Here is a 19,861-nt window from a genome sequence, read left to right as displayed (position 1 = left end):
ATGCCCCAGAAGAACCGTTGCGCCGTGGTGGTACTCGCCGCCGGCGCAGGAACCCGCATGAAGTCAGCGAAGCAGAAGACCCTGCACGAGATCGGCGGGCGCACCCTGCTCTCCCACGCGCTGCACGCCGCCGCCGGGGTCGACCCCGAGCACATCGTCGCGGTCATCGGCCACCAGCGTGACCAGGTCGCCCCGGCCACCGAGGCCGTGGCCGCGGAGCTGGGCCGCGAGGTGCTGCAGGCCGTCCAGGAGGAGCAGAACGGCACGGGCCACGCCGTGCAGTGCGGGCTGACCCCGATCCCGGACTTCGACGGCACGGTGCTGGTCACCAACGGTGACGTCCCGCTGCTCACCCCGGAGACGCTGCGCGCCCTCCTGGAGGCCCACACCGCCTCCCCCACCGCCGTCACGGTCCTGTCCATGCGTCTCGACGACCCCACCGGTTACGGCCGCATCGTCCGTGACGACGCCGGCGAGGTCACCGCCATCGTCGAGCAGAAGGACGCCACCCCGGAGGTCCTGGAGATCGACGAGGTCAACTCCGGCGTCTTCGCCTTCGACGGTGCCCTCCTCCGCGACGCGCTGACCAAGCTCGACACCGACAACGCGCAGGGCGAGCTCTACATCACCGACGTCCTCGGCATCGCCCGCGAGGCCGGGCACACCGTGCGTGCCCACGTCGCCGCCGACCCGCGTGAGCTGGCCGGCGTCAACGACCGCGTCCAGCTCGCCGAGGCCGGCCGTGAGCTCAACCGCCGCACCGTGGAGGCCGCCATGCGCGGCGGCGCGACCGTCATCGACCCGGCCTCGACCTTCATCGGCGTGAACGTCACCGTCGGGCAGGACGTGGTCATCCACCCGGGCACCCAGTTGTGGGGCGCGACCTCCATCGGCGACAACGCCGTCATCGGCCCGGACACCACCCTCACCGACATGACCGTGGGCCGCGGCGCCTCGGTGATCCGCACCCACGGTGAGCGTTCCGTCATCGGGGAGAACGCCAGCGTCGGCCCGTACACCTACATCCGTCCGAACACCGTCCTCGGTGAGAACGGCAAGCTCGGCGGCTTCGTCGAGGCCAAGAACGCGACCATCGGCCGCGGCTCCAAGGTGCCGCACCTGACCTACATCGGCGACGCCACCGTCGGCGAGGAGTCCAACATCGGCGCCTCCTCCGTCTTCGTCAACTACGACGGCGTGACCAAGCACCACACCACGATCGGTTCGCACGTCCGCACCGGTTCCGACACCATGTTCATCGCTCCGGTGACCGTGGGTGACGGTGCGTATTCCGGGGCGGGTACAGTAATCCGCGAGGACGTTCCCCCGGGAGCCCTCGCCGTGTCCGGCGGACCGCAGCGCACCATCGAGGGCTGGGTCGAACGGAAGCGACCGGGCAGCCCGGCCGCGGAGGCGGCGGCCGCAGCGCGGGCAGCCGGGGAATCTGAGAACGACAACGCAACCAACCAGGAAGGTTAAGCGGCACATCATGACTCCGCACTGGACTGAAAGCCAAAAGAACATGATGCTGTTCTCCGGGCGTGCACACCCGGAGCTCGGCGAGGCGGTGGCGAAGGAGCTCGACTACGAGCTCACCCCCACCACGGCACGGGACTTCGCCAACGGCGAGATCTTCATCCGCTTCGAGGAGTCCGTGCGTGGCGCGGACTGCTTCGTCATCCAGTCGCACACGCAGCCGCTGAACAAGTGGCTCATGGAGCAGCTGATCATGATCGACGCGCTCAAGCGCGGCTCCGCGAAGCGCATCACCGCGATCCTGCCCTTCTACCCGTACGCACGCCAGGACAAGAAGCACCGCGGCCGTGAGCCGATCTCCGCCCGCCTGGTCGCCGACCTGCTGGCCGCCGCCGGCGCGGACCGTATCGTGTCCGTCGACCTGCACACGGATCAGATCCAGGGCTTCTTCGACGGTCCGGTCGACCACATGCACGCCATGCCGATCCTCACGGACTACATCATCTCCAAGTACTCCCTGGACAACCTGTGCGTGGTGTCCCCGGACGCCGGCCGCGTGAAGGTCGCCGAGAAGTGGGCCAACACCCTGGGTGGTGCGCCGATGGCGTTCGTCCACAAGACCCGCAGCGTCGACGTGGCCAACGAGGTCGTGTCCAACCGCGTCGTCGGTGACGTCGAGGGCAAGGACTGCATCCTCCTCGACGACATGATCGACACCGGCGGCACCATCGCCGGCGCCGTCCGCGTTCTGAAGGAGGCCGGCGCGAAGTCGGTCGTCATCGCCTGCACCCACGGCGTCTTCTCCGACCCGGCCCGCGAGCGTCTGTCCGACTGTGGCGCGGAGGAGGTCATCACGACCGACACCCTGCCGCAGTCCACCGAGGGCTGGAAGAACCTCACCGTCCTGTCCATCGCCCCGCTGCTGGCCAAGACGATCCACGAGATCTTCGAGAACGGCTCCGTCACCACCCTCTTCGAGGGCGAGGCCTAGGCCAACCTTTTCATGCCGTCAGGGCCCGCCTCCACTCCCGGATGCGGGCCCTGACGGTATCTTTCTGCTTCTCGACGCCCCATCCCTCGGGTAAACTGGACCAAATGCCAGGAAGGATTGGTGCATGGGATCCACTATGACCCGGACCACGACCACCACTGAACGTGCCCGGCGGGTGTCCGTCGCGCGTCACAACGGCCGCATGGAGGGCGTCGAGGTGACCCCCGCGATGCGTGCCGACGCCGAGGCCTACATCTCCGGCGCACTGGGCGTCACCGAACTCCTCGCCCGCACACGAGCCCGATATGGCCTCCACTGACGGGCCGGACCCGTACCTCGACCCGCTGACCGGCGTCTTCCGCAACAAGGTCGGTGCCCGCACGCCGGAGGCACTCACCGCCGCGGAGGGGGACCTCAGCTTCGCGCGGATGCTGGAGCTTCTCGACGATCCCCCGCCCCACACCACCGACCTCGCCGAACTGCGCGCCATCCACCGCCACCTGTTCCAGGACGTCTACGACTGGGCCGGTGAGCTGCGTACCGTCGACCTGCGGAAGTCGGCCGACCCCTTCCTCCCGGTACCGATGATCGAGCGTGCCGCCCACCACGCCTTCGAGGAGCTGCGCGCCGAGAAGTACCTGCGGGGGCTGCCCCGTCACCGTTTCATCGGGAGGCTGGCCCACCACTACGACCAGCTCAACTACATCCACCCGTTCCGGGAGGGCAACGGCCGCGCCCAGCGTTATTTCTGGTCCCGGGTCGCCCGCGAGGCGGGGTGGGAGCTCGACTGGCGCTCGGTGGAGGGACCCGTCAACGACGAGGCCTGCCGCATCGCCGCCGAGAAGCAGGACCTGGGTCCGCTGCGGGCGATGTTCGGGGAGGTCGTCGTCGGTCCGGTCACACCTTCTGCGGAATGAGCCGCTGCGCCCCGGCGGCCAGGACCAGCGCGGCCGCCGCCACCCAGAACGCCACCGGGCCGACGCCCAGGTAGATCGGCAGGAAGGTCGCCGGCGCCGCCGCGGAGCCGAAGAAGCGGAAGGCCTGCACCGTGGAGATCAGGGAGGGCCCGCCCGGCGCGCTGATGACCGCCAGGTTGACCGTCGCCTGCATCCCCTGCCCCGCCATGACGGCCGCCGCCCACATGAGCGCGGCCGCCCACACCCACGGGGCCAGCGGCAGGAGGAGGAGCGCCAGCGCGGCGAGCAGCCCGCTGCCGATGAGGACCGCCCGCGCGCCGTGGCGGTCCGCCATGGCCCCGATCTGACGGGAGGCGAGGAAGGCGGCGGTGCCACCGCACATGACCACCACGCCGCGGCCGGCGGGTCCGAGTCCGAAGGCGTCGCCGACGTGGAGGGCCGTCACGGCCGCCAGGCCGATGATGCCGGCGCCGACGATGAATCCGGTGGCCATGTGGATGAGGGTGGGCCCCCATTCGACCCGTCCCCGGACCCGCTGCGGGGAGGCCACCGGCGCCGGCACCTTCGGCAGGCGGACGAGGAGGATGAAGGCGGCGGAGGCGGCGGTGACCAGGAAGGTGAGCCGCCAGCTCACCAGGCTGGACACACCGGCGACGAGCGGGGCGGAGAGCATGCCGAGGGACTGCATGGCGGCGTAGGTGCCCAGCGCCCTGCCCAGCTCGCCGGGTGGGGTGAGTTCGCGGAGGATGTTCTGCAGGACGGGGAGGGTGAAGGCGTTGGCGAAACCGATCGTCGAGTAGCAGGCGAGGAACAGTCCCCACGAGGGGGTGATCAGCAGCATGAGCGCCATCGGCAGCGTCACGGCGTAGGCGGTGAGCACGACGCGGTGCGGCGGGAAGCGGCGTACCAGCCGTCCGGAGACGAGCATCATCGTCGCCAGCGGGAAGAGGTACGCGGAGATGGTCCACGCCGCCTGGCCGACGCTGATGCCGAAGGTCGCGGCGAACTCGGTGAGCACCACAGCCAGCGCCTGCCCGGTGAAGGGTCCGACGAACCCGCCCACCAGGATCGCCGCCATCTGCAGTCTTCTCATGACACCTAAACTTAGGCCGTGACCACTGCACCCATCGAATCGGCGCTGCGTCCCCTGGCTGATCCCGGGCGGGCCGTCGGCATGGCCGCCTACATGCGGGATCAGTTCGCGTTTCTGGGGGTGGGGGCAGTGGAACGTCGCAAAGCAACGCGGGGACTGCTCCCCCGCACCCTCGACCGGGAGCTTGTCGACGCCCTCTGGGCCCTCCCCGAGCGCGAGTTCCAGTACGTCGCGTGCGACCACCTGCGGACGGCGGAGTCCGCACCTGCGGACTGGCTGCGGACCCTGGTGACCACGAGGTCGTGGTGGGACACCGTCGACGCCCTGGCCGCGCCCGTCGGCCGGTCGTGCACCCCGGAGCAGATGCGGGCCTGGGCGCGCGACGACAACCTGTGGGTCCGGCGGGCGGCGATCCTGCACCAGCTGAAGCGCCGGGAGGCCACCGACACGGCACTGCTCGCGGAGATCCTCGCCGCGAACCTGGGGTCGGGTGAGTTCTTCATCGACAAGGCGCTCGGCTGGGCGTTGCGCGAGTACTCGAGGACGGATCCGGCGTGGGTGCGCGCGTTCCTGGACACGCACAGGGTGGCGGCGTTGACGCGGCGGGAGGCCTCGAGATATTTGGAGCCCCCTACCGGCGCGTGATAAAATTCCCGACGTCTCGGCGAGGCCCCACATGGGGCGTTATCGACGCGATCATAAGGTTCATTTCAGCCTGCGATGACTCGACGAGGACATTCCACCTCAGATCCAGAGTCGGTCGCAGGCTTTTTGCCTGGCGGCCGGAACACAACAAGGAGCTAGCCACATGGCAAAGTACCCCACCCTGACCGCTGCCCCCCGTGACGAGTTCGGCAAGGGCTTCGCCCGTCGTCTGCGTGTCGCCGGCCGTGTCCCGGGCGTCATCTACTCCGCCGGTGCCGAGAACGTCCACTTCTCCGTGGACCGCGTCGAGTTCACCGCCGTCGTGCGTAACCAGGGCGTCAACGCCGTCGTCGAGCTCGACATCGACGGCGAGAAGCACCTCACCATGATCAAGCACATCGACCAGAACGTGCTGACCCTGGACATCGACCACCTCGACATGCTCGGCATCAAGCGCGGCGAACGCGTCGAGGTCGAGGTCCCGGTCATCGCCGAGGGCGAGGTCTACTCCGGCGCCATGCTCATCCAGGAGGTCGACACCATCCTGGTCGAGGCCGACGTCCTCGAGATCCCGGAGGAGATCGTCGTGTCCGTCGAGGGCATCGAGGCCGGCAACGTCATCAACGCCGGTGACATCACCCTGCCGGAGGACGTCACCCTGGTCGACGACGCCGAGCTGCTCGTCTTCAACATCACCTTCGAGGAGGTCGCCGACGTTCCGGAGGAGGGCGAGGAGGCCACCGAAGACGCTGTCGGCGAGGCCGGCAAGGACGAGGCTGCCGAGGGCGAGGAGTAGTCACTCCCCTTCCGCCACGTGTGACGCCCCTGACCGGCCGGTCAGGGGCGTCTCCCCTTTTCTGTGCCAGACTGATCGGGTGACTGATTCTCCACTTCTCATCGTCGGCCTGGGTAACCCGGGCGCGAAGTACGCCGACACCCGCCACAACATCGGCGTCATGCTTCTCGACGAGCTCGCCTCCCGCATCACCCCCGTCCCCGCCAGCTTCGCCGTGCACAAGCGCACGAACACCGAGGTCGCCGAGGTCCGTCATCGCGGCCGTCGCCTCGTGCTGGCCCGGACCCGCGGCTACATGAACGTCTCCGGTGGACCGGTGAAGGCACTGGCGACCTTCTTCAGGATCGCCCCCGGCGACATCATCGTCGCCCACGACGAACTCGAGCTGGACTTCGGCGAGCACCGCCTCCGCACCGGCGGCGGCGACCACGGCCACAACGGCCTGAAGTCCGTGACCAAGTCGCTGGGAACGAAGGAGTACCAGCGCCTGGCGCTCGGCATCGGCCGTCCGCCCGGGCGTATGGACCCCGCCGCCTTCGTGCTCAAGCCCTTCACCCGCCAGGAGGCCGGGGAGCTGCCCTTCCTGCTCTCCGACGCCGCCGACGAACTCGAACGCGCCCTCTGACCTCCCAGGGTGGAACCTGGTCCCGGAAGGTTCCGGACGCTGCCCGGGTGTCTAGATGGTGAGCTCCTCCGGGGCCGCCTCCCCCTCGCGCCGGGCGATGATCTTGTGGATCTGGTACTCCCACTCCTGCAGCTCCTCCGGCAGCTCCCCCTTCGAGGGGTCACGGAGATACTCGCGACGCCCGGCGTCGTAGCCCCACAGCCAGTCGACGTAGCGGTACCAGGACGTGCGGCCGGCCTGGCGGAAGGTCTCGTTGCGGATCAGGCGGGAGACGCCGTCGACGTGCCACAGCTCCCCCCAGAAACGACCTGTGATCTGGATGCGGGCACACCGCGGGGCGCGCTCACCGGAGACCTCCGCCAACACGGAAGGCCAGTCGAGCTCACCCTTCGCGGCCGCCTGGGAGGCGTAGAGCGCGAGGCACTCGGCGTCCTCCATGGCCATGACGGCACCGGAGGCCAGGTACTGCAGCGGCGGGTGCGCGGCGTCGCCCATGACGATGATGCGGTCGGAGACGACCCAGTTGTCCAGCGGCTCGCGGTCGGACATCTGCCACCAGGTGTCCAGCCACATGCTGCCGAGGCGGCCCTGGATGAACTCGTGGGTGTGGTCGAAGGCGGTGCGGAACTCCTCGTTGTTGCCCCAGTCGTCGGGGACCTCGGTGCCCTCGGTCAGCGCCTTGAGATAGCGCGGTGACTGGAAGACAGCGACCTGGTTGAGCAGTTCCCCGTGGCGCAGCGGGTACTGGATGAAGTGGCAGCGCGGGCCGATGTAGCCGATGACGTCCTTGAGGCCGCTCATGTCCGGGTCGGTCGGCAGCTCGGAGGTGCCGCGGTAGGCGACGTAGGCGGAGGGGACGGGTTCGTCCCGGACGATCTCACCGCGGAACACGGAGTGGATGCCGTCGAAGGCGACGAGGATGTCGGCCTCGACGTCCTCCCGGGTGCCCTCGGCGCGGTGCTCGATATGGACGGTCACGCCGTCGGCGTGGGTGTCGGCACCGAGCACCTGCACGCCGTTGTGCAGGGTGGCGCCGGCCTCCTGCGCGGCCTCCACGAGGATGGACAGCAGGTCGGAGCGGTGGATCACCAGGTAGCGGCCGCCGTAGTGCCGCTGGAAGTCCTCGTCGAAATCCATGGTGAGGATCGGTTCGGTGGTGATGGCGTCACGGAACTGCATGCGCTCCGGGAGGTAGCCGGCCGCGAAGACCTTGTCCTTCAGGCCCCACTTCTCGAGCATCCTCACGCCGTGCGGGCCGATCTGCAGGCCCGCGCCGACCTCCTTGAACTCGGGGGCACGCTCGTAGAGGGTGACGTCGGCGCCGCGCAGCGACAGGGCGAGGGCGCCGGCGGCGCCGCCGATGCCGCCGCCGGCGATGATGAACCGCTGGCCCCGGAGTTCCGCGGAGGCCTGCAGGATGTGCTGGGTCATGGGGGCTGTCCTTTCTGGTGTGGGACCTTGAGGCCATCATCTGGGTGATCCGGGTTACAATCAATGACATTCCAGATAGCGGAAGATGTGATTTTTATGAGCCTCAGCCCCACTCACGGGTCACCCCCACGCGAGTTCCTGCAGTCCGTGGACCTCGCCCTCACCCTCATCCTGCTGCTACGGGACCAGGGCACCCTGACCATCTCGACGGCCGCCGCCACGCTCGGCGTGAGCCCCTCCACGGTCCACCGCTCCATGGCGATGCTCGTGTACCGCGGCTTCGCCACGCGCAGCGAGTCCCGCACCTACCTCCCCGGCCCGGCGCTGTCGTCGTCCAGCCTGGAGCCGGGCGTCGGCAGTGAGCCCACCGCCGCCTGCCTGCCCCACATGCAGGCCATCGCGGCGGAGACCGCGGAGACGGTCCACCTCATGGTGCTGGTGGGCAACAAGGTGCACTTCCTGCACACGGTGGAGGGCACCCACCCGGTGCGTGTCGGCATCCGCCGAGGTCAGGCCATGCCCGCCGAGCAGAACTCCGGTGGCCTGGTCATGCTCGCCGAGCGCTCGGCCGCCGAGCTGCGGGCCCTGTACCCCTCGCTCCCCGACGCCGAGTTCGAGTCCCTGCGCCGCCAGCTCCACCGCACGCGCAGCCGCGGGTTCTCCATCAACAACGGCCTCTACGAGCACGACGTCTCGGCCGTGGGGGTGTGCCTGCGCAATGACCTCGGCGACGTCCTGGGGGCCGTCACGGTGGCCACGCCGACGAGCCGCTTCCGGGGCACGCACCGGCGGTGCGCGGAGGTGCTGCTGAAGCACTCCCGCGACCTCAACCGCCGCCTGGAGGAGCTCCGCATCGCCCCGCTGACGTTCAAGGGGTGACGTTCTCCACCCGCGGAACACAATTCCGTATAACGGAAAACCTTTGAACCGCTGTTTCCGGACCCCTAGGTTGGAGGCCACCACCCACCAACTCAGGAGGTTCGCTCATGACTGAGAGCACCGACTACGCCGCCCGGCACGTCGAGTTCACCGCCCCCGAGCCGACCCCGGAGGAGCAGGCCGAACTCGACTCCATGTACGCCCGGATGGACGAACTCCACATGAAGCCCCTGTGGAACCAGATCGGCGGCCTCATGCCGAACGCGCCGGAGCCGCAGGCAGTCGCCCACCGCTGGGACTGGTCCGAGCTGATCACCCTGGCCCGGCGCGCCAGCGACCTCGTCCCCGTCGGTCGCGGCGGCGAGCGACGCGCCATCGGCCTGGCCAACCCGGGTCTCGGCGGCCCGACGTACATCGCCCCCACCCTGTGGGCCGCGATCCAGTACCTGGCCCCGGGAGAGAACGCCCCGGCGCACCGCCACTCCCAGAACGCCTTCCGCTTCGTCCTCGAGGGCGAGGGGGTGTGGACGGTCGTCAACGGTGACGCCGTCCCGATGCGCCGCGGTGACCTCCTGCTCACCCCGGGCTGGAACTTCCACGGCCACCACAACATCGCCACCGAGCCGATGGCCTGGCTGGACGGCCTGGACATCCCCTTCGCCCACCAGATGGACAGCGGATTCTTCGAGTACGGCTCCGAGCGGCTCACCGACGAGTCCACCCCGGACCACTCCCGCTCCGAGCGCCTGTGGGCCCACCCGGGCCTGCGGCCGGTCGCGTTCCCGGGCCAGGCCTCCGCGTCGCCCCTCGGCCGTTACGCCTGGGAGCACACCGACGCCGCGCTCCGGGATCAGCTCGCCCTCGAGGACGCCGGTTTCCCCGGCGTCGTCGGCCCGGGGCACGCCGCGATCCGCTACACCAACCCGACGACCGGTGGCGACGTCATGTCGACCATCCGCGCCGAATTCCACCGCCTGCGTCCCGGGGCCGTGACCACCCCGGTCCACGAGGTCGGCAACCGTGTCTTCCAGGTCTTCGAGGGCTCCGCCACCATCAGGATCGGTGACGAGGTCTTCGGTCTGAACCACGGCGACGTCGTCAATGTCCCGTCCTGGCGGCCCTGGTCCCTCGAGGCCGGCCCCGAGGGCGTGGATCTGTTCTGCTTCTCCGACCACCCCATCTTTGAGAAGCTGGACCTGGCCCGTACCTACACTCCGGAAGGAATCTGATCATCATGCGTCTCGCCACCATCCGCTCCACCCAGGGCACCTTCGCCGCCCGCGTCGAGTCCGACACCACCGCCGTCCGCATCGACGGTTACGCCGGCGTCGGTGACCTGCTGCAGGAGGACAACTGGCGTGAGATCGCCACGCAGGCCTCCGGCGACGCCGTCTCCTTCGAGCCCGCCGACCTCGAGGCCGTCGTCCCGGCCCCGCGGAAGATCGTGTGCGTCGGCCTGAACTACGCGAACCACATCAGGGAGATGGGCCGCGAGCTCCCGGAGGTGCCGACCCTGTTCATCAAGTTCCCCGACGCCCTGACCGGCCCCTTCGACGACGTCCTCGTCCCCGGGTACGCCACCGCCGCGCTCGACTGGGAGGGTGAGCTGGCCGTCATCATCGGTAAGCGGGCCCGCCGCGTCAAGGAGGCCGACGCGGCCGAGCACATCGCCGGCTACGCCGTCATGAACGACTACACCATGCGCGACTACCAGTACCGCACCCTCCAGTGGCACCAGGGCAAGTCCCTGGAGAAGAGCGCCGGCTTCGGCCCGTGGATGACCACCGCCGACTCCTTCGAGCTGGGCGGTGAGCTGGCCACCTACCTCGGCGACGAGAAGATGCAGAGCACCCCGACCGACGACCTGGTGTTCAGCCCGGCCCAGCTCATCGAGTTCATCTCGCACATCTACCCGCTCGACCCGGGTGACGTCATCGTCACCGGTACGCCGGGTGGCGTCGGGCACGCCCGTGACCCGAAGCGCTACATCGGCGACGGCGACGTCGTGAAGATCGAGATCGACGGCCTCGGGCACATCGCCAACAAGACGGTGTTCGAGTAATGGGCTCCTTCCACGATCTGTCCATCGAGGAGCGCCTCAACCTGACCCGCCGTGGCACCGCCCACTACTCGGGCCAGCTGGCGCTCATCGACAACGCCGATTTCGGCCGTGACACCCTCCTGCCGGGCTGGACCGTGGCGCACCTGGCCGCGCACGTGGCCTACAACGCCAACGCCCTGTGCAACCTGATGGAATGGGCGGAGACGGGCGTGGAGAAGCCCATGTACCCCTCCCCGCAGGCACGTGGCGAGGAGATCGACTTCGGCGCCACCCTCATCCCCGACGCCATCCGCAACCTGCACGACCACACCCTGGTCCGCCTGGACGTCGCCTGGCGCGACGCCACCGACGAGGCCTGGCAGGCCGAGGTGAGGACCGCGCAGGGACGCACCGTCCCCGCCTCGGAGACGCTGTGGATGCGCGCCCGCGAGGTGTGGATCCATTCCGTCGACCTCGACGTCAACGCCGGTTTCAGCGACATCCCGGAGGTGATCCTGGAGACGCTGGTCCCGGAGATCGCCGCCAAGTGGCGCGGTGCCGGTGACGGTGCGGGCCTGGTGCTCGTGCCCGAGGGCAACGAGCGCATCGAGGTCTCCCCCGGTGAGGACACCGTGGAGATCCACGGCAGCTGGGCCGGCCTGGCCCGCTGGGCTTCCGGCCGCGGCGACCGCGGCGTGACCTCCCCGCAGGGCGAGGTCCCCGCTCCCCCGCGCTGGCTGTAGTCAGGCGCTTATCGGGCTCTTCACGATTCAGAGTGCGTAGCTGACCACGAGGTGGGGCTCGGGGTGGCACAACATATAGGGGCCCTGGCCGGTACAAGATGAGAGTTACGACGCTTTCATCTAACCGAACCAGGACCCTACTGTGCAGCCTACTGGCAATCTCGTCGCCGACACCATCTGCCGCACCGCCGAGATCGGCTTGACGATCACCGGTGCCGCTGACGCCGGTGCCATCACCATCATCGACGCCACACCGGTGGTCGTCACCGGCCTCTGCCCGGACTGCGGGCATGCCGGGAAGTTGCGGGATCACATCCTCCGCCGCCTCGTCGACCTGCCGGTGGTGGGGTTCCCCACCCGTCTGCATGTCCGCGTCCCCCGCTTCCTGTGCACAGCTATCTCCTGCCCGAGGAAGATCTTCCAGGCCACACTCAGCTGTGCTGATGACGGTGCCAAGCTCACCCACCGGGTGACCCGCTGGATCTTGCAGCGCCTGGCGATTGACCGGATGAGTGTGTCCGCCACCGCCAAGGCACTTGGTGTGGGTTGGGCGCTGGTCAACCAGGTCGCACTGGATGCCTGCCGCCAGCTCGTCTATGACGACCCGCACTACCTGGACGGCGTCCGGATCCTCGGGGTCGATGAGCACGTCTGGAAGCACACCCGAAAGCCAGGTCAGCCGTCCAATCTGGTGACGATCCTCGTGGATCTCACCCCGCTGGTCGATGGGCGTGGTCCGGCCCGCCTGCTGGACCTGCGACCCGGACGTAGCGCGGAAGTGCTGCGTACGTGGCTGCAGGAACGCGACCCCGGTTTCCGGGAGCAGGTGCAGGTAGTGACGATGGATGGTTTCACCGGTTACGCCAGCGCTGTGGACCAGGTCCTGCCGGACGCGACCAAGGTCATGGATCCCTTTCACGTAGTCCATCTGGCAGCTGACAAGCTCACCGGATGCCGGCAGCGACTCCAACGGGAGACCACCGGGCGTCGTGGACGGAAAGATGACCCGCTGTACAAGTACCGCCGCACGCTACTGACCAGGACGAACTACCTGACGCAGCGGCAGAAACAGCGTCTGGACATGCTGTGGGCCACTGATGATGACTACGTGGCACTCGAGGTGACGTGGCTGTTCTATCAGGACATGATTGCGGCGTACGGGCATCCGAAGAAGTCGGAGGGCAAGAAGTTGATGGACCGGATCATCAACACCCTGCGCAAAGGCTTGCCGAAAGGTCTGGAGGAGCTGGCTCAACTCGGGAGAACCCTGTGGCGTCGGCGGGAAGATGTCCTGGCGTACTTCGATATCGGGGCGTCCAACGGTCCGGTCGAGGCCATCAACGGCAGGCTCGAGCACCTGCGGGGAATTGCCCTGGGGTTCAGGAATCTCAACCACTACATATTGAGGTGCCTGATCCACTCCGGGCAGCTGCAGGGGAAGATCAACGCACTCTAAATCGTGAAGAGCCGCTTATCGACGCCCCGTCTGTCCCCCGACCCGGGGAGGCAGACGGGGCGTTTCCTTATCTCTCAAGTTGCAGGAAGCCGGTCACGCCCTACGCTCAGCGAACATGCGTACAGTTTTTTTCCTGATGTTCTCATGCGGAACCACTGGCGAACAGCACACCGTATCCGGGGAGTTGGCTCCCGAGATTTCCGGGTGAGCGCGACAATCCATGCTGGAGGTAGATCTGCCTCGGGCATAAGGCGGGAAGTCAGGTCAGCCTGTGGAGTCTAACGCGCTCATCCTCCATTGCGGTGGATTCTCTCTCACAGTCGCAGCATCTCCTTCTGCCTTTCCCCCCGTCGACGACAGCACGGTGGTGTGGGAGTCCCGTACCGCTACTCCAGTGGGCGAGATTGATATGCGCGCCGTCATCTCCGATGAACCGCACCCCGACGCCCCCTGTCATGCCCGGCTGACAGCGCCGGATGGTTCCCCCTCACATGTCCAGGTGACCTTCACGGTGGGCTCCGCCGGACCACATCCACTGGACCCTCATTCGACAAGGGACCACATACGCCGGGAAGCACGCATCCTCAAGTCAATGTCCCAGTCAGCAGTTGACTGGGTGAGCGTAGGCGCCTGTCAGACCGGTCAGCACCTGCTCCTGGCCATGATTGCCGTAACCGGCAGCGGGCGGGTGTAGAGCACGGGCCTAACACCAGGCGCAGTGAGCGGACACACCGACGACGATTCTTCATCTGCCTGTGCCGCTGCCGCCCCTCCTGAATGCGACAGGCCCGGTTCTCCACGTGGAGAACCGGGCCTGTCGCTGCGGCAGCTTGAAGCTGATCCTGGAAAAGCTACTTCAGCTCAGAGGCCTCCAGGCGACGCGGGTAGATCTCCGGGCGGGCGCCGGCGACCTCCTCGACGATGCGGATGACCTGGTTGGAGTAGCCGAACTCGTTGTCGTACCAGACGTAGAGCACGAGGTGCTTGCCGGAGGCGATGGTGGCCAGGCCGTCGACGATGCCGGCGTGGGTGCTGCCGACGAAGTCGGTGGACACGACCTCCGGGGAGTTGATGTAGGAGATCTGCTGGCGCAGGTCGGAGTGCAGGGAGACCTTGCGCAGGAAGTTGTTGACCTCCTCGCGGTCGACCTCCTTCTCCAGGGTGAGGTTGAGCACCGCCATGGAGACGTTCGGGGTGGGGACGCGGATGGCGTTGCCGGTGAGCTTGCCCTCGAACTCCGGCAGGGCCTTGGAGACGGCCTTGGCGGCGCCGGTCTCGGTGAGGACCATGTTGAGGGAGGCGGCACGGCCACGGCGGGTGCCCTTGTGGAAGTTGTCGATGAGGTTCTGGTCGTTGGTGAAGGAGTGGACGGTCTCGACGTGACCGTGCTCGACGCCGTAGCGGTCGTTGATGACCTTCAGGACCGGGGTGATGCCGTTGGTGGTGCAGGAGGCGGCGGTGATGATCTGCTCGTCGTCGGTGATCATGTCGTCGTTGATGCCGTAGACGATGTTCGGCAGGTCGCCCTTGCCCGGGGCGGTGAGGACGACGCGGGAGACGCCCTTGGACTGCAGGTGCTGGGACAGTCCCTCGCGGTCGCGCCAGATGCCGGTGTTGTCCACCACGATGGCGTCATTGATGCCGTAGGCGGTGTAGTCGACCTCGGCCGGGGAGTTGGAGTAGATGATCTGGATCTTGGTGCCGTTGGCCCAGATGACGTTGTTCTCCTTGTCGACGGTGATCGTGCCGTCGAAGGCGCCGTGCACGGAGTCACGGCGCAGGAGGGAGGCACGCTTGACGATGTCGTCCTCGGAGTTCTTGCGTACCACCACCGCGCGGAGGCGGACGCCGCCGTAGGTGGCCTCACGGGAGATGAGGATGCGGGCCAGGAGGCGGCCGATGCGGCCGAAGCCGTAGAGGACGACGTCGCGCGGCTCGGTCTCGGAGCGCTTGCCGACGATGTCGGCGAGCTGCTCGTCCAGGTAGGCACGCAGGTCGGTGCCGCCGGACTTCTCGAAGCCGGTGGCCAGGCGGCCCAGGTCGATGGAGGCGGTGCCGAGGTCCATGTCGACGAGCTCGCGCAGGACCGGGAGGGTCTGATCGAGCTTCATCTCACGGTCGGCGACGCGGCGCGCGTAACGGTGCGCCTTGATGATGTCGATGTCCGTCGCGCCGACAAGCAGTCGTCCGAAGATGGAGACGACGACATCGTTGTTGCGGTGGAGCTGGCCGATCAGCGGCAGCATCTCCTGAGCGAGGGCGATCTTCTCGTTCCAGTTGTTGTGCTCAGGCTGCGCGTGGGCGGTCACTGCTTTTTACCTCCGAAAGTAAAGGGAAACGTCCCCACGACTTTAGCGTGAAATTGCCTGTTCAGGCGCGAGTCGAGCCAGAATCCCCGCCGCGGGGCCACCCCCGAGCTTCTCGACGCCCACCCCGACGAGGCAGTAGGCCAGTTCCCGCGGGCGTTCCCGCCGTTCCGCGGCCTGCAGCGACACGAGGTAGGGGTAGATCGGCGGGATGTCCGGGTTGTTCCGGGTGAAGTCCGTTTCCAGTCCGCGGGCGACGCGGCCGCTGAAGGCCCGGCTCGCCACGCTGCGCCCGCCCGCCGCCAGAAGCTCGCGGTTGAGCGGCGAGGTGCCGGCCTCATCGGCCAGCAGGAACGCAGAACCGCAGGACACGGCGACCACTCCGGGCAGTGCCAGGGCTGCAGCCACATCCTCCGCATCGCGGATGCCGCCGGCGGCAATGAGCGGCACGTCGACGACGGCCGCCACAGATCGGACCAGATCGGGCAGCGGGCGGGTGTCCGGTTCTTCCGCGACCGTCCACGTCGAACGGTGCCCGCCGGCGTCGGGCCCCTGGACGACGAGCGCATCCGCACCCGCCTCCACGGCGGCCACCGCGTCAGTGGGATTTGTCACTGTGACCCACGCATGTATCCCCCGGGCGTGCAGCGCGTCGTTTTCCTCCCGCGTGAAGGGCCCGAACGTCGCGGAGACGACCACCGGCGGACGCTCCGCGGCGAGCACGGCGGCGAACTTGGCGTCGAAGTCGTTCGACAGGTCGACCTCCGGCAGGGGGCGGTCGCCGGCGACACGGCGGACGTCGGCAAGCGACTCGAAGGGCGCCTGCCGCGTGAACAGATTGACGGCGTAGGGCCCCGTGACCTGCGCCAGCTGCTCCTCCAGGAGCGCGGCGGGCGCGCCGCCCGGCGCGAGGAAACCGAGGGAACCGGCGGCTGCGGCGGCGTCGACAAGCGCGGGCGACGAGGGGCCGCCGGCCATGGGCGCGACGATGATCTGCGGGATGTCCATGTGTGAGAGACTATCGGGCGTGTTCAAGATCTTCGACCTCTTCCGCCGCAAGCAGACGACCCCGGCGCTCAGCGCCGACTGGATCATCCTCGGCCTGGGCAACCCGGGGCCGAAATACGCCGCCACGCGCCACAACGTGGGCTACATGGCCGTCGACGAGCTTCTCGACGCCACCCCGCTCCAGCCCCTCCCCGGTACGAAGGCACTGCACGCGAAGACGATGATCGCGGGGCAGGACGTGCTCGTGCTGCGTTCGACGACCTACATGAACCTCTCCGGCGAGGCTGTCGCCCCACTCGCGGAGCAGCTCGGGGTGCCGGCGGAGCGGATCATCGCCATCCACGACGAGCTCGACCTGCCGGTGGGCACCGTGCGGGTGAAGAAGGGCGGCAACGAGAACGGCCACAACGGCCTGAAGTCCATGACCGAGCACCTGGGCACCCGCGACTACCTGCGGGTGCGCATCGGCATCGCCCGCCCGCCGCAGGGCGTGTCGGTGACCGACCATGTCCTCGGCCCCATCGACGGCGGCGAGAACATCCGCCTGGCCGCCGAGGCGGCGCGGCTCATCGTCGAGCAGGGGCTGGGCAGGGCGCAGAACGTCATCCACGCGCGGTGATCGCCCCCGGGCGCTGCTGCACCAAAGGGGGTATTCGAGTCGGGGCATTGATCGGGTGACGCCCACGCGCTACCCGATCAATGCCTCAGTTCGAATACCCCCTCGGCCCCGGCGGCCCCGCAGGATCTACTTCGCCATCTGCGCGACGAGCTTCTCCAGGTCGCCGAGCATCGTCTCCAGCTCGCCGAGGCGACGCTCCTGCGGGGAGAACACGCCCTCCTCCGCGTCGTTGAAGGTCGACAGGTACACCTGGTTGCGCACGTCGTACTGCTGGAAGTTGCCGACGATCTGCCGCCAGCTCTCCACCGCGCGCACGCCCTCGGCGGCGCCGTAGCCGACGAAGCCGACCGGCTTGCCGTACCACTCCATGCCGAGGATGTCGTAGGCGTTCTTCATCGCGCCCGGCACGCCATGGTTGTACTCCGGGGTGACGAAGACGAAGCCGTCGCAGCCGTCGACGGCCTGCGACCAGGCGGTGACGCGCTCATCGTCGTACTGCTTGTTGGCCGCACCCGGGATGGTGGCGGAGGTGAGCAGGGGGACGTCGAACTCCTTGAGGTCGAGGACCTCGTACTCCACGCCTTCACGCTGCTGGGCGATCTCCGTCACCCACTTGCCCACGCCCTCCCCGAAGCGTCCCTCGCGGATGGACCCGATGACAATACCGATCTTCATGCCTGCACTCCTTGGAAATTGTTGACGTAAACACAGTCAATGGTACCGAAATCGACCGGCCCGACGAGGGCCTCATCGCCAGCCGACGCACTCGGTGTGACCTGGGGGTAGGGCAACGACTACGCTCAAGTAACTATGAGCACCACCGCCGAAGCCGCACGCCGCCGCACGTTCGCCGTCATCGCCCACCCCGATGCCGGTAAGTCCACCCTGACGGAGGCGCTGGCGCTGCACGCGCACATCATCTCCGAGGCGGGTGCCACCCACGGCAAGGCCGGCCGTAAGGCCACCGTCTCCGACTGGATGGAGATGGAGAAGGACCGCGGCATCTCCATCGCGTCCTCGGCCCTGCAGTTCGAGTACGCCCCCGAGGGCCACGAGGGCGAGCCGTACATGATCAACCTCGTCGACACCCCCGGCCACGCCGACTTCTCCGAGGACACCTACCGCGTGCTCACGGCCGTCGACGCCGCCGTCATGCTCATCGACGCCGCCAAGGGCCTCGAGCCGCAGACCCTCAAGCTCTTCCGCGTGTGCAAGGCCCGTGGCCTGCCGATCATCACGGTGATCAACAAGTGGGACCGCGTGGGCCGTGAGCCGCTGGAGCTGGTCGACGAGATCGTCTCCGAGATCGGCCTGCAGCCCACGCCGTTGTTCTGGCCCGTCGGCATCGCCGGCGACTTCCGTGGCCTGGCCCGCGTCGGCGACGAGGGCGAGGTCGAGGAGTACATCCACTTCATCCGCACCGCCGGTGGCTCGACCATCGCCCCGGAGGAGCACTACACCCCCGACGAGGCGGAGGCCCGCGAGGAGGACGTGTGGGAGACCGCCGTCGAGGAGGCCGAACTGCTGGCCGCCGACGGCGCGCTCCACGACCAGGACCTCTTCGAGCAGTGCGTGACCTCCCCGCTCATCTTCGCCTCCGCGATGCTCAACTTCGGTGTCCACCAGATCCTGGACACCCTCTGCGCCATCGCCCCGGCACCGCGTTCCCGCGCCTCCGACCCGAAGGCCGTCGAGGAGTCGACCACCGCCATCGACGAGGTCCGCGACCTGGACGACGACTTCTCCGGCGTCGTGTTCAAGGTGCAGGCCGGCATGGACCGCAACCACCGCGACACCCTGGCCTTCATGCGTGTCGTCTCCGGCGAGTTCGACCGCGGCATGCAGGTCACCCACGCGCAGTCGGGCCGTTCCTTCTCCACGAAGTACGCGCTGACCGTCTTCGGCCGCACCCGTGAGACCGTCGAGACCGCCTACCCCGGCGACATCGTCGGCCTGGTCAACGCCGGTTCCCTCGCGCCCGGTGACACCATCTACTCCGGCCGCAAGGTGCAGTTCCCGCCGATGCCGCAGTTCGCCCCCGAGCACTTCCGCACCCTGCGTGCGAAGTCCCTGGGCAAGTACAAGCAGTTCCGTAAGGCCCTCGAGCAGCTGGACTCCGAGGGTGTCGTGCAGATCCTGCGTAACGACGCCCGCGGCGAGGCCAACCCCGTCATGGCCGCCGTCGGCCCCATGCAGTTCGAGGTCATGCAGGCCCGCATGGAGCTGGAGTACAACGTCGAGACCATCACCGAACCGGTACCCTACTCCGTGGCCCGCCGCACCGACGCCGAGTCCGCCCCGGAGCTGGGCCGCCAGCGCGGCGTGGAGATCTTCACCCGCACCGACGGCGAGCTCATCGCCCTGTTCGGCGACAAGTGGAAGCTCGCCTTCATCGAGCGCGAGCTGCCGCACCTGACCATGGACACCCTGGTGGCTGACTAGCATGGCGTGGTTCCGTCGCCGGGAACTTGTCGACGTCCCCACCGACCTCCCCCGCATCCCCGTCGACGGCATGGCGGTCCACACCGCCGAGTCGATGGTGGTGCTCACGGTGTCGGCCGCCACGGCGTCCCTGCTTCTCGACGCCACCGCCTCCCGCCAGGCGGTCGCGTTGGTCGACGGCGAGCTGGTGGTCAACCTCATCCCGGTGAAGGATGAGCGCCTCGTCCCCGCCCACGACCCGAAGCGCGGCTGGATCATCCCACTCACTCCGTCGGTGGCGGACAATCTGACAGCACAGGTCGCCGGCGGTGCCGGCGCCTACGAAATCGAGGGCCTCAACCTCGGCGTCGTGGTGGAGTAGCCCTCCACTTTCCTGCACCAGCCATGCAAGTT

20 protein-coding genes are annotated in these 19,861 nt (G+C 68.1%); 15 read left to right on the top strand and 5 right to left on the bottom strand.

Translation table 11 applies throughout. The features are described from left to right. From glmU to B842_RS04280, 4 genes are all read left to right on the top strand, one after another. Positions 1 to 1,479, top strand: a complete 1,479-nt coding sequence (gene glmU / locus B842_RS04295) for a bifunctional UDP-N-acetylglucosamine diphosphorylase/glucosamine-1-phosphate N-acetyltransferase GlmU (protein ID WP_040085384.1) — start codon at positions 1 to 3, stop codon at positions 1,477 to 1,479. A gap of 10 nt (positions 1,480 to 1,489) precedes the next feature. After that, positions 1,490 to 2,467 carry a ribose-phosphate diphosphokinase gene (locus tag B842_RS04290; RefSeq protein WP_040085383.1) on the top strand — a complete coding sequence of 326 codons (978 nt, stop codon included), beginning with the start codon at positions 1,490 to 1,492 and terminating at the stop codon, positions 2,465 to 2,467. Between the two features lie 124 nt (positions 2,468 to 2,591). Further along, positions 2,592 to 2,786 carry an antitoxin VbhA family protein gene (locus B842_RS04285; RefSeq protein WP_040085382.1) on the top strand — a complete coding sequence of 65 codons (195 nt, stop codon included), beginning with the start codon at positions 2,592 to 2,594 and terminating at the stop codon, positions 2,784 to 2,786. Continuing rightward, on the top strand, positions 2,773 to 3,384 hold the full coding sequence (locus B842_RS04280; RefSeq protein WP_040085380.1) for a Fic/DOC family protein: 612 nt from the start codon (positions 2,773 to 2,775) through the stop codon (positions 3,382 to 3,384). The genes B842_RS04285 and B842_RS04280 overlap by 14 nt, the downstream gene beginning before the upstream one ends. On the opposite strand, the gene B842_RS04275 is transcribed toward B842_RS04280, so the two are convergent. Further along, positions 3,365 to 4,477, bottom strand: coding sequence for an MFS transporter (locus B842_RS04275; RefSeq protein WP_040085379.1), 1,113 nt, complete (start codon positions 4,475 to 4,477; stop codon positions 3,365 to 3,367). The genes B842_RS04280 and B842_RS04275 overlap by 20 nt on opposite strands. An 18-nt stretch (positions 4,478 to 4,495) precedes the next feature. Here B842_RS04275 and B842_RS04270 point away from each other — a divergent pair, with 18 nt between their 5' ends. The 3 genes from B842_RS04270 (at position 4,496) to pth (B842_RS04260) (ending at position 6,543) form a co-directional block, all read left to right on the top strand. Further along, positions 4,496 to 5,122, top strand: a complete 627-nt coding sequence (locus B842_RS04270) for a DNA alkylation repair protein (RefSeq protein ID WP_040085378.1) — start codon at positions 4,496 to 4,498, stop codon at positions 5,120 to 5,122. A 163-nt stretch (positions 5,123 to 5,285) separates the two neighbouring features. Continuing rightward, a complete protein-coding gene (locus B842_RS04265) occupies positions 5,286 to 5,918 on the top strand; it encodes a 50S ribosomal protein L25/general stress protein Ctc (protein ID WP_040085376.1) in 633 nt (210 codons plus the stop codon). A gap of 79 nt (positions 5,919 to 5,997) precedes the next feature. Beyond that, positions 5,998 to 6,543, top strand: coding sequence for an aminoacyl-tRNA hydrolase (gene pth / locus B842_RS04260; protein WP_040085375.1), 546 nt, complete (start codon positions 5,998 to 6,000; stop codon positions 6,541 to 6,543). Positions 6,544 to 6,594: 51 nt separating this feature from the next. Here pth (B842_RS04260) and B842_RS04255 read toward each other — a convergent pair whose 3' ends face one another. Continuing rightward, the gene (locus tag B842_RS04255; protein WP_040085373.1) at positions 6,595 to 7,974 is read right to left on the bottom strand and encodes an FAD-dependent monooxygenase; all 1,380 of its coding nucleotides are present in this window, start codon (positions 7,972 to 7,974) and stop codon (positions 6,595 to 6,597) included. Positions 7,975 to 8,070: 96 nt separating this feature from the next. On the opposite strand from B842_RS04255, the gene B842_RS04250 reads away from it, so the two are divergent. The 5 genes from B842_RS04250 (at position 8,071) to B842_RS04230 (ending at position 13,093) form a co-directional block, all read left to right on the top strand. Further along, a complete protein-coding gene (locus tag B842_RS04250; protein WP_040085372.1) occupies positions 8,071 to 8,853 on the top strand; it encodes an IclR family transcriptional regulator in 783 nt (260 codons plus the stop codon). Positions 8,854 to 8,960: 107 nt separating this feature from the next. Continuing rightward, positions 8,961 to 10,082 (top strand): cupin domain-containing protein, encoded by a 1,122-nt coding sequence (locus B842_RS04245; RefSeq protein ID WP_040085371.1) that lies wholly within the window; start codon positions 8,961 to 8,963, stop codon positions 10,080 to 10,082. A gap of 5 nt (positions 10,083 to 10,087) precedes the next feature. Continuing rightward, positions 10,088 to 10,915, top strand: coding sequence for a fumarylacetoacetate hydrolase family protein (locus B842_RS04240; RefSeq protein ID WP_040085369.1), 828 nt, complete (start codon positions 10,088 to 10,090; stop codon positions 10,913 to 10,915). Continuing rightward, on the top strand, positions 10,915 to 11,637 hold the full coding sequence (locus tag B842_RS04235; protein ID WP_040085368.1) for a maleylpyruvate isomerase family mycothiol-dependent enzyme: 723 nt from the start codon (positions 10,915 to 10,917) through the stop codon (positions 11,635 to 11,637). Before B842_RS04240 ends, B842_RS04235 begins: the two co-directional genes overlap by 1 nt. 142 nt (positions 11,638 to 11,779) lie before the next feature. Next, positions 11,780 to 13,093: an ISL3 family transposase gene (locus B842_RS04230; RefSeq protein ID WP_040085366.1), complete on the top strand. Its 1,314-nt coding sequence runs from the start codon at positions 11,780 to 11,782 to the stop codon at positions 13,091 to 13,093. 851 nt (positions 13,094 to 13,944) lie between these two features. Here B842_RS04230 and B842_RS04225 read toward each other — a convergent pair. Next, a complete protein-coding gene (locus B842_RS04225; protein WP_040085365.1) occupies positions 13,945 to 15,402 on the bottom strand; it encodes a glyceraldehyde-3-phosphate dehydrogenase in 1,458 nt (485 codons plus the stop codon). A 42-nt stretch (positions 15,403 to 15,444) separates the two neighbouring features. Next, the gene (locus tag B842_RS04220) at positions 15,445 to 16,407 is read right to left on the bottom strand and encodes a nitronate monooxygenase (RefSeq protein WP_040085364.1); all 963 of its coding nucleotides are present in this window, start codon (positions 16,405 to 16,407) and stop codon (positions 15,445 to 15,447) included. Between B842_RS04220 and pth (B842_RS04215) the strand changes: the two genes are divergently transcribed. Beyond that, complete coding sequence (gene pth, locus B842_RS04215; RefSeq protein WP_082028364.1) at positions 16,400 to 17,026, top strand: aminoacyl-tRNA hydrolase; 627 nt, start codon at positions 16,400 to 16,402, stop codon at positions 17,024 to 17,026. The two genes, B842_RS04220 and pth (B842_RS04215), sit on opposite strands and share 8 nt — an antisense overlap. 126 nt (positions 17,027 to 17,152) lie before the next feature. On the opposite strand, the gene B842_RS04210 is transcribed toward pth (B842_RS04215), so the two are convergent. After that, entirely contained in the window at positions 17,153 to 17,701 is a 549-nt protein-coding gene (locus B842_RS04210; RefSeq protein ID WP_040085363.1) for an NADPH-dependent FMN reductase, read from the bottom strand. Between the two features lie 135 nt (positions 17,702 to 17,836). Here B842_RS04210 and B842_RS04205 point away from each other — a divergent pair, with 135 nt between their 5' ends. After that, the gene (locus B842_RS04205) at positions 17,837 to 19,468 is read left to right on the top strand and encodes a peptide chain release factor 3 (protein WP_040085361.1); all 1,632 of its coding nucleotides are present in this window, start codon (positions 17,837 to 17,839) and stop codon (positions 19,466 to 19,468) included. Between the two features lies 1 nt (position 19,469). After that, complete coding sequence (locus tag B842_RS04200) at positions 19,470 to 19,829, top strand: hypothetical protein (protein ID WP_052437733.1); 360 nt, start codon at positions 19,470 to 19,472, stop codon at positions 19,827 to 19,829. The last annotated feature ends 32 nt before the right edge of the window (positions 19,830 to 19,861 follow it).

It is taken from the genome of Corynebacterium humireducens NBRC 106098 = DSM 45392, from assembly GCF_000819445.1.
Classification (GTDB): Bacteria; Actinomycetota; Actinomycetes; order Mycobacteriales; family Mycobacteriaceae; genus Corynebacterium; species Corynebacterium humireducens.
The sequence above is the reverse complement of the archived record's forward strand: the minus strand, read 5'-3'. Positions and strand labels throughout refer to the sequence as shown.

Bases quoted from the DNA above. Each gene is read 5' to 3' on its own strand.
- glmU (WP_040085384.1), top strand. From the start codon at position 1: ATGCCCCAGAAGAACCGTTGCGCCGTGGTGGTACTCGCCGCCGGCGCA.
- B842_RS04290 (WP_040085383.1), top strand. From the start codon at position 1,490: ATGACTCCGCACTGGACTGAAAGCCAAAAGAACATGATGCTGTTCTCC.
- B842_RS04285 (WP_040085382.1), top strand. From the start codon at position 2,592: ATGGGATCCACTATGACCCGGACCACGACCACCACTGAACGTGCCCGG.
- B842_RS04280 (WP_040085380.1), top strand. From the start codon at position 2,773: ATGGCCTCCACTGACGGGCCGGACCCGTACCTCGACCCGCTGACCGGC.
- B842_RS04275 (WP_040085379.1), bottom strand. From the start codon at position 4,477: ATGAGAAGACTGCAGATGGCGGCGATCCTGGTGGGCGGGTTCGTCGGA.
- B842_RS04265 (WP_040085376.1), top strand. From the start codon at position 5,286: ATGGCAAAGTACCCCACCCTGACCGCTGCCCCCCGTGACGAGTTCGGC.
- B842_RS04255 (WP_040085373.1), bottom strand. From the start codon at position 7,974: ATGACCCAGCACATCCTGCAGGCCTCCGCGGAACTCCGGGGCCAGCGG.
- B842_RS04250 (WP_040085372.1), top strand. From the start codon at position 8,071: ATGAGCCTCAGCCCCACTCACGGGTCACCCCCACGCGAGTTCCTGCAG.
- B842_RS04245 (WP_040085371.1), top strand. From the start codon at position 8,961: ATGACTGAGAGCACCGACTACGCCGCCCGGCACGTCGAGTTCACCGCC.
- B842_RS04240 (WP_040085369.1), top strand. From the start codon at position 10,088: ATGCGTCTCGCCACCATCCGCTCCACCCAGGGCACCTTCGCCGCCCGC.
- B842_RS04235 (WP_040085368.1), top strand. From the start codon at position 10,915: ATGGGCTCCTTCCACGATCTGTCCATCGAGGAGCGCCTCAACCTGACC.
- pth (WP_082028364.1), top strand. From the start codon at position 16,400: ATGTCCATGTGTGAGAGACTATCGGGCGTGTTCAAGATCTTCGACCTC.
- B842_RS04220 (WP_040085364.1), bottom strand. From the start codon at position 16,407: ATGGACATCCCGCAGATCATCGTCGCGCCCATGGCCGGCGGCCCCTCG.
- B842_RS04210 (WP_040085363.1), bottom strand. From the start codon at position 17,701: ATGAAGATCGGTATTGTCATCGGGTCCATCCGCGAGGGACGCTTCGGG.
- B842_RS04205 (WP_040085361.1), top strand. From the start codon at position 17,837: ATGAGCACCACCGCCGAAGCCGCACGCCGCCGCACGTTCGCCGTCATC.
- B842_RS04200 (WP_052437733.1), top strand. From the start codon at position 19,470: ATGGCGTGGTTCCGTCGCCGGGAACTTGTCGACGTCCCCACCGACCTC.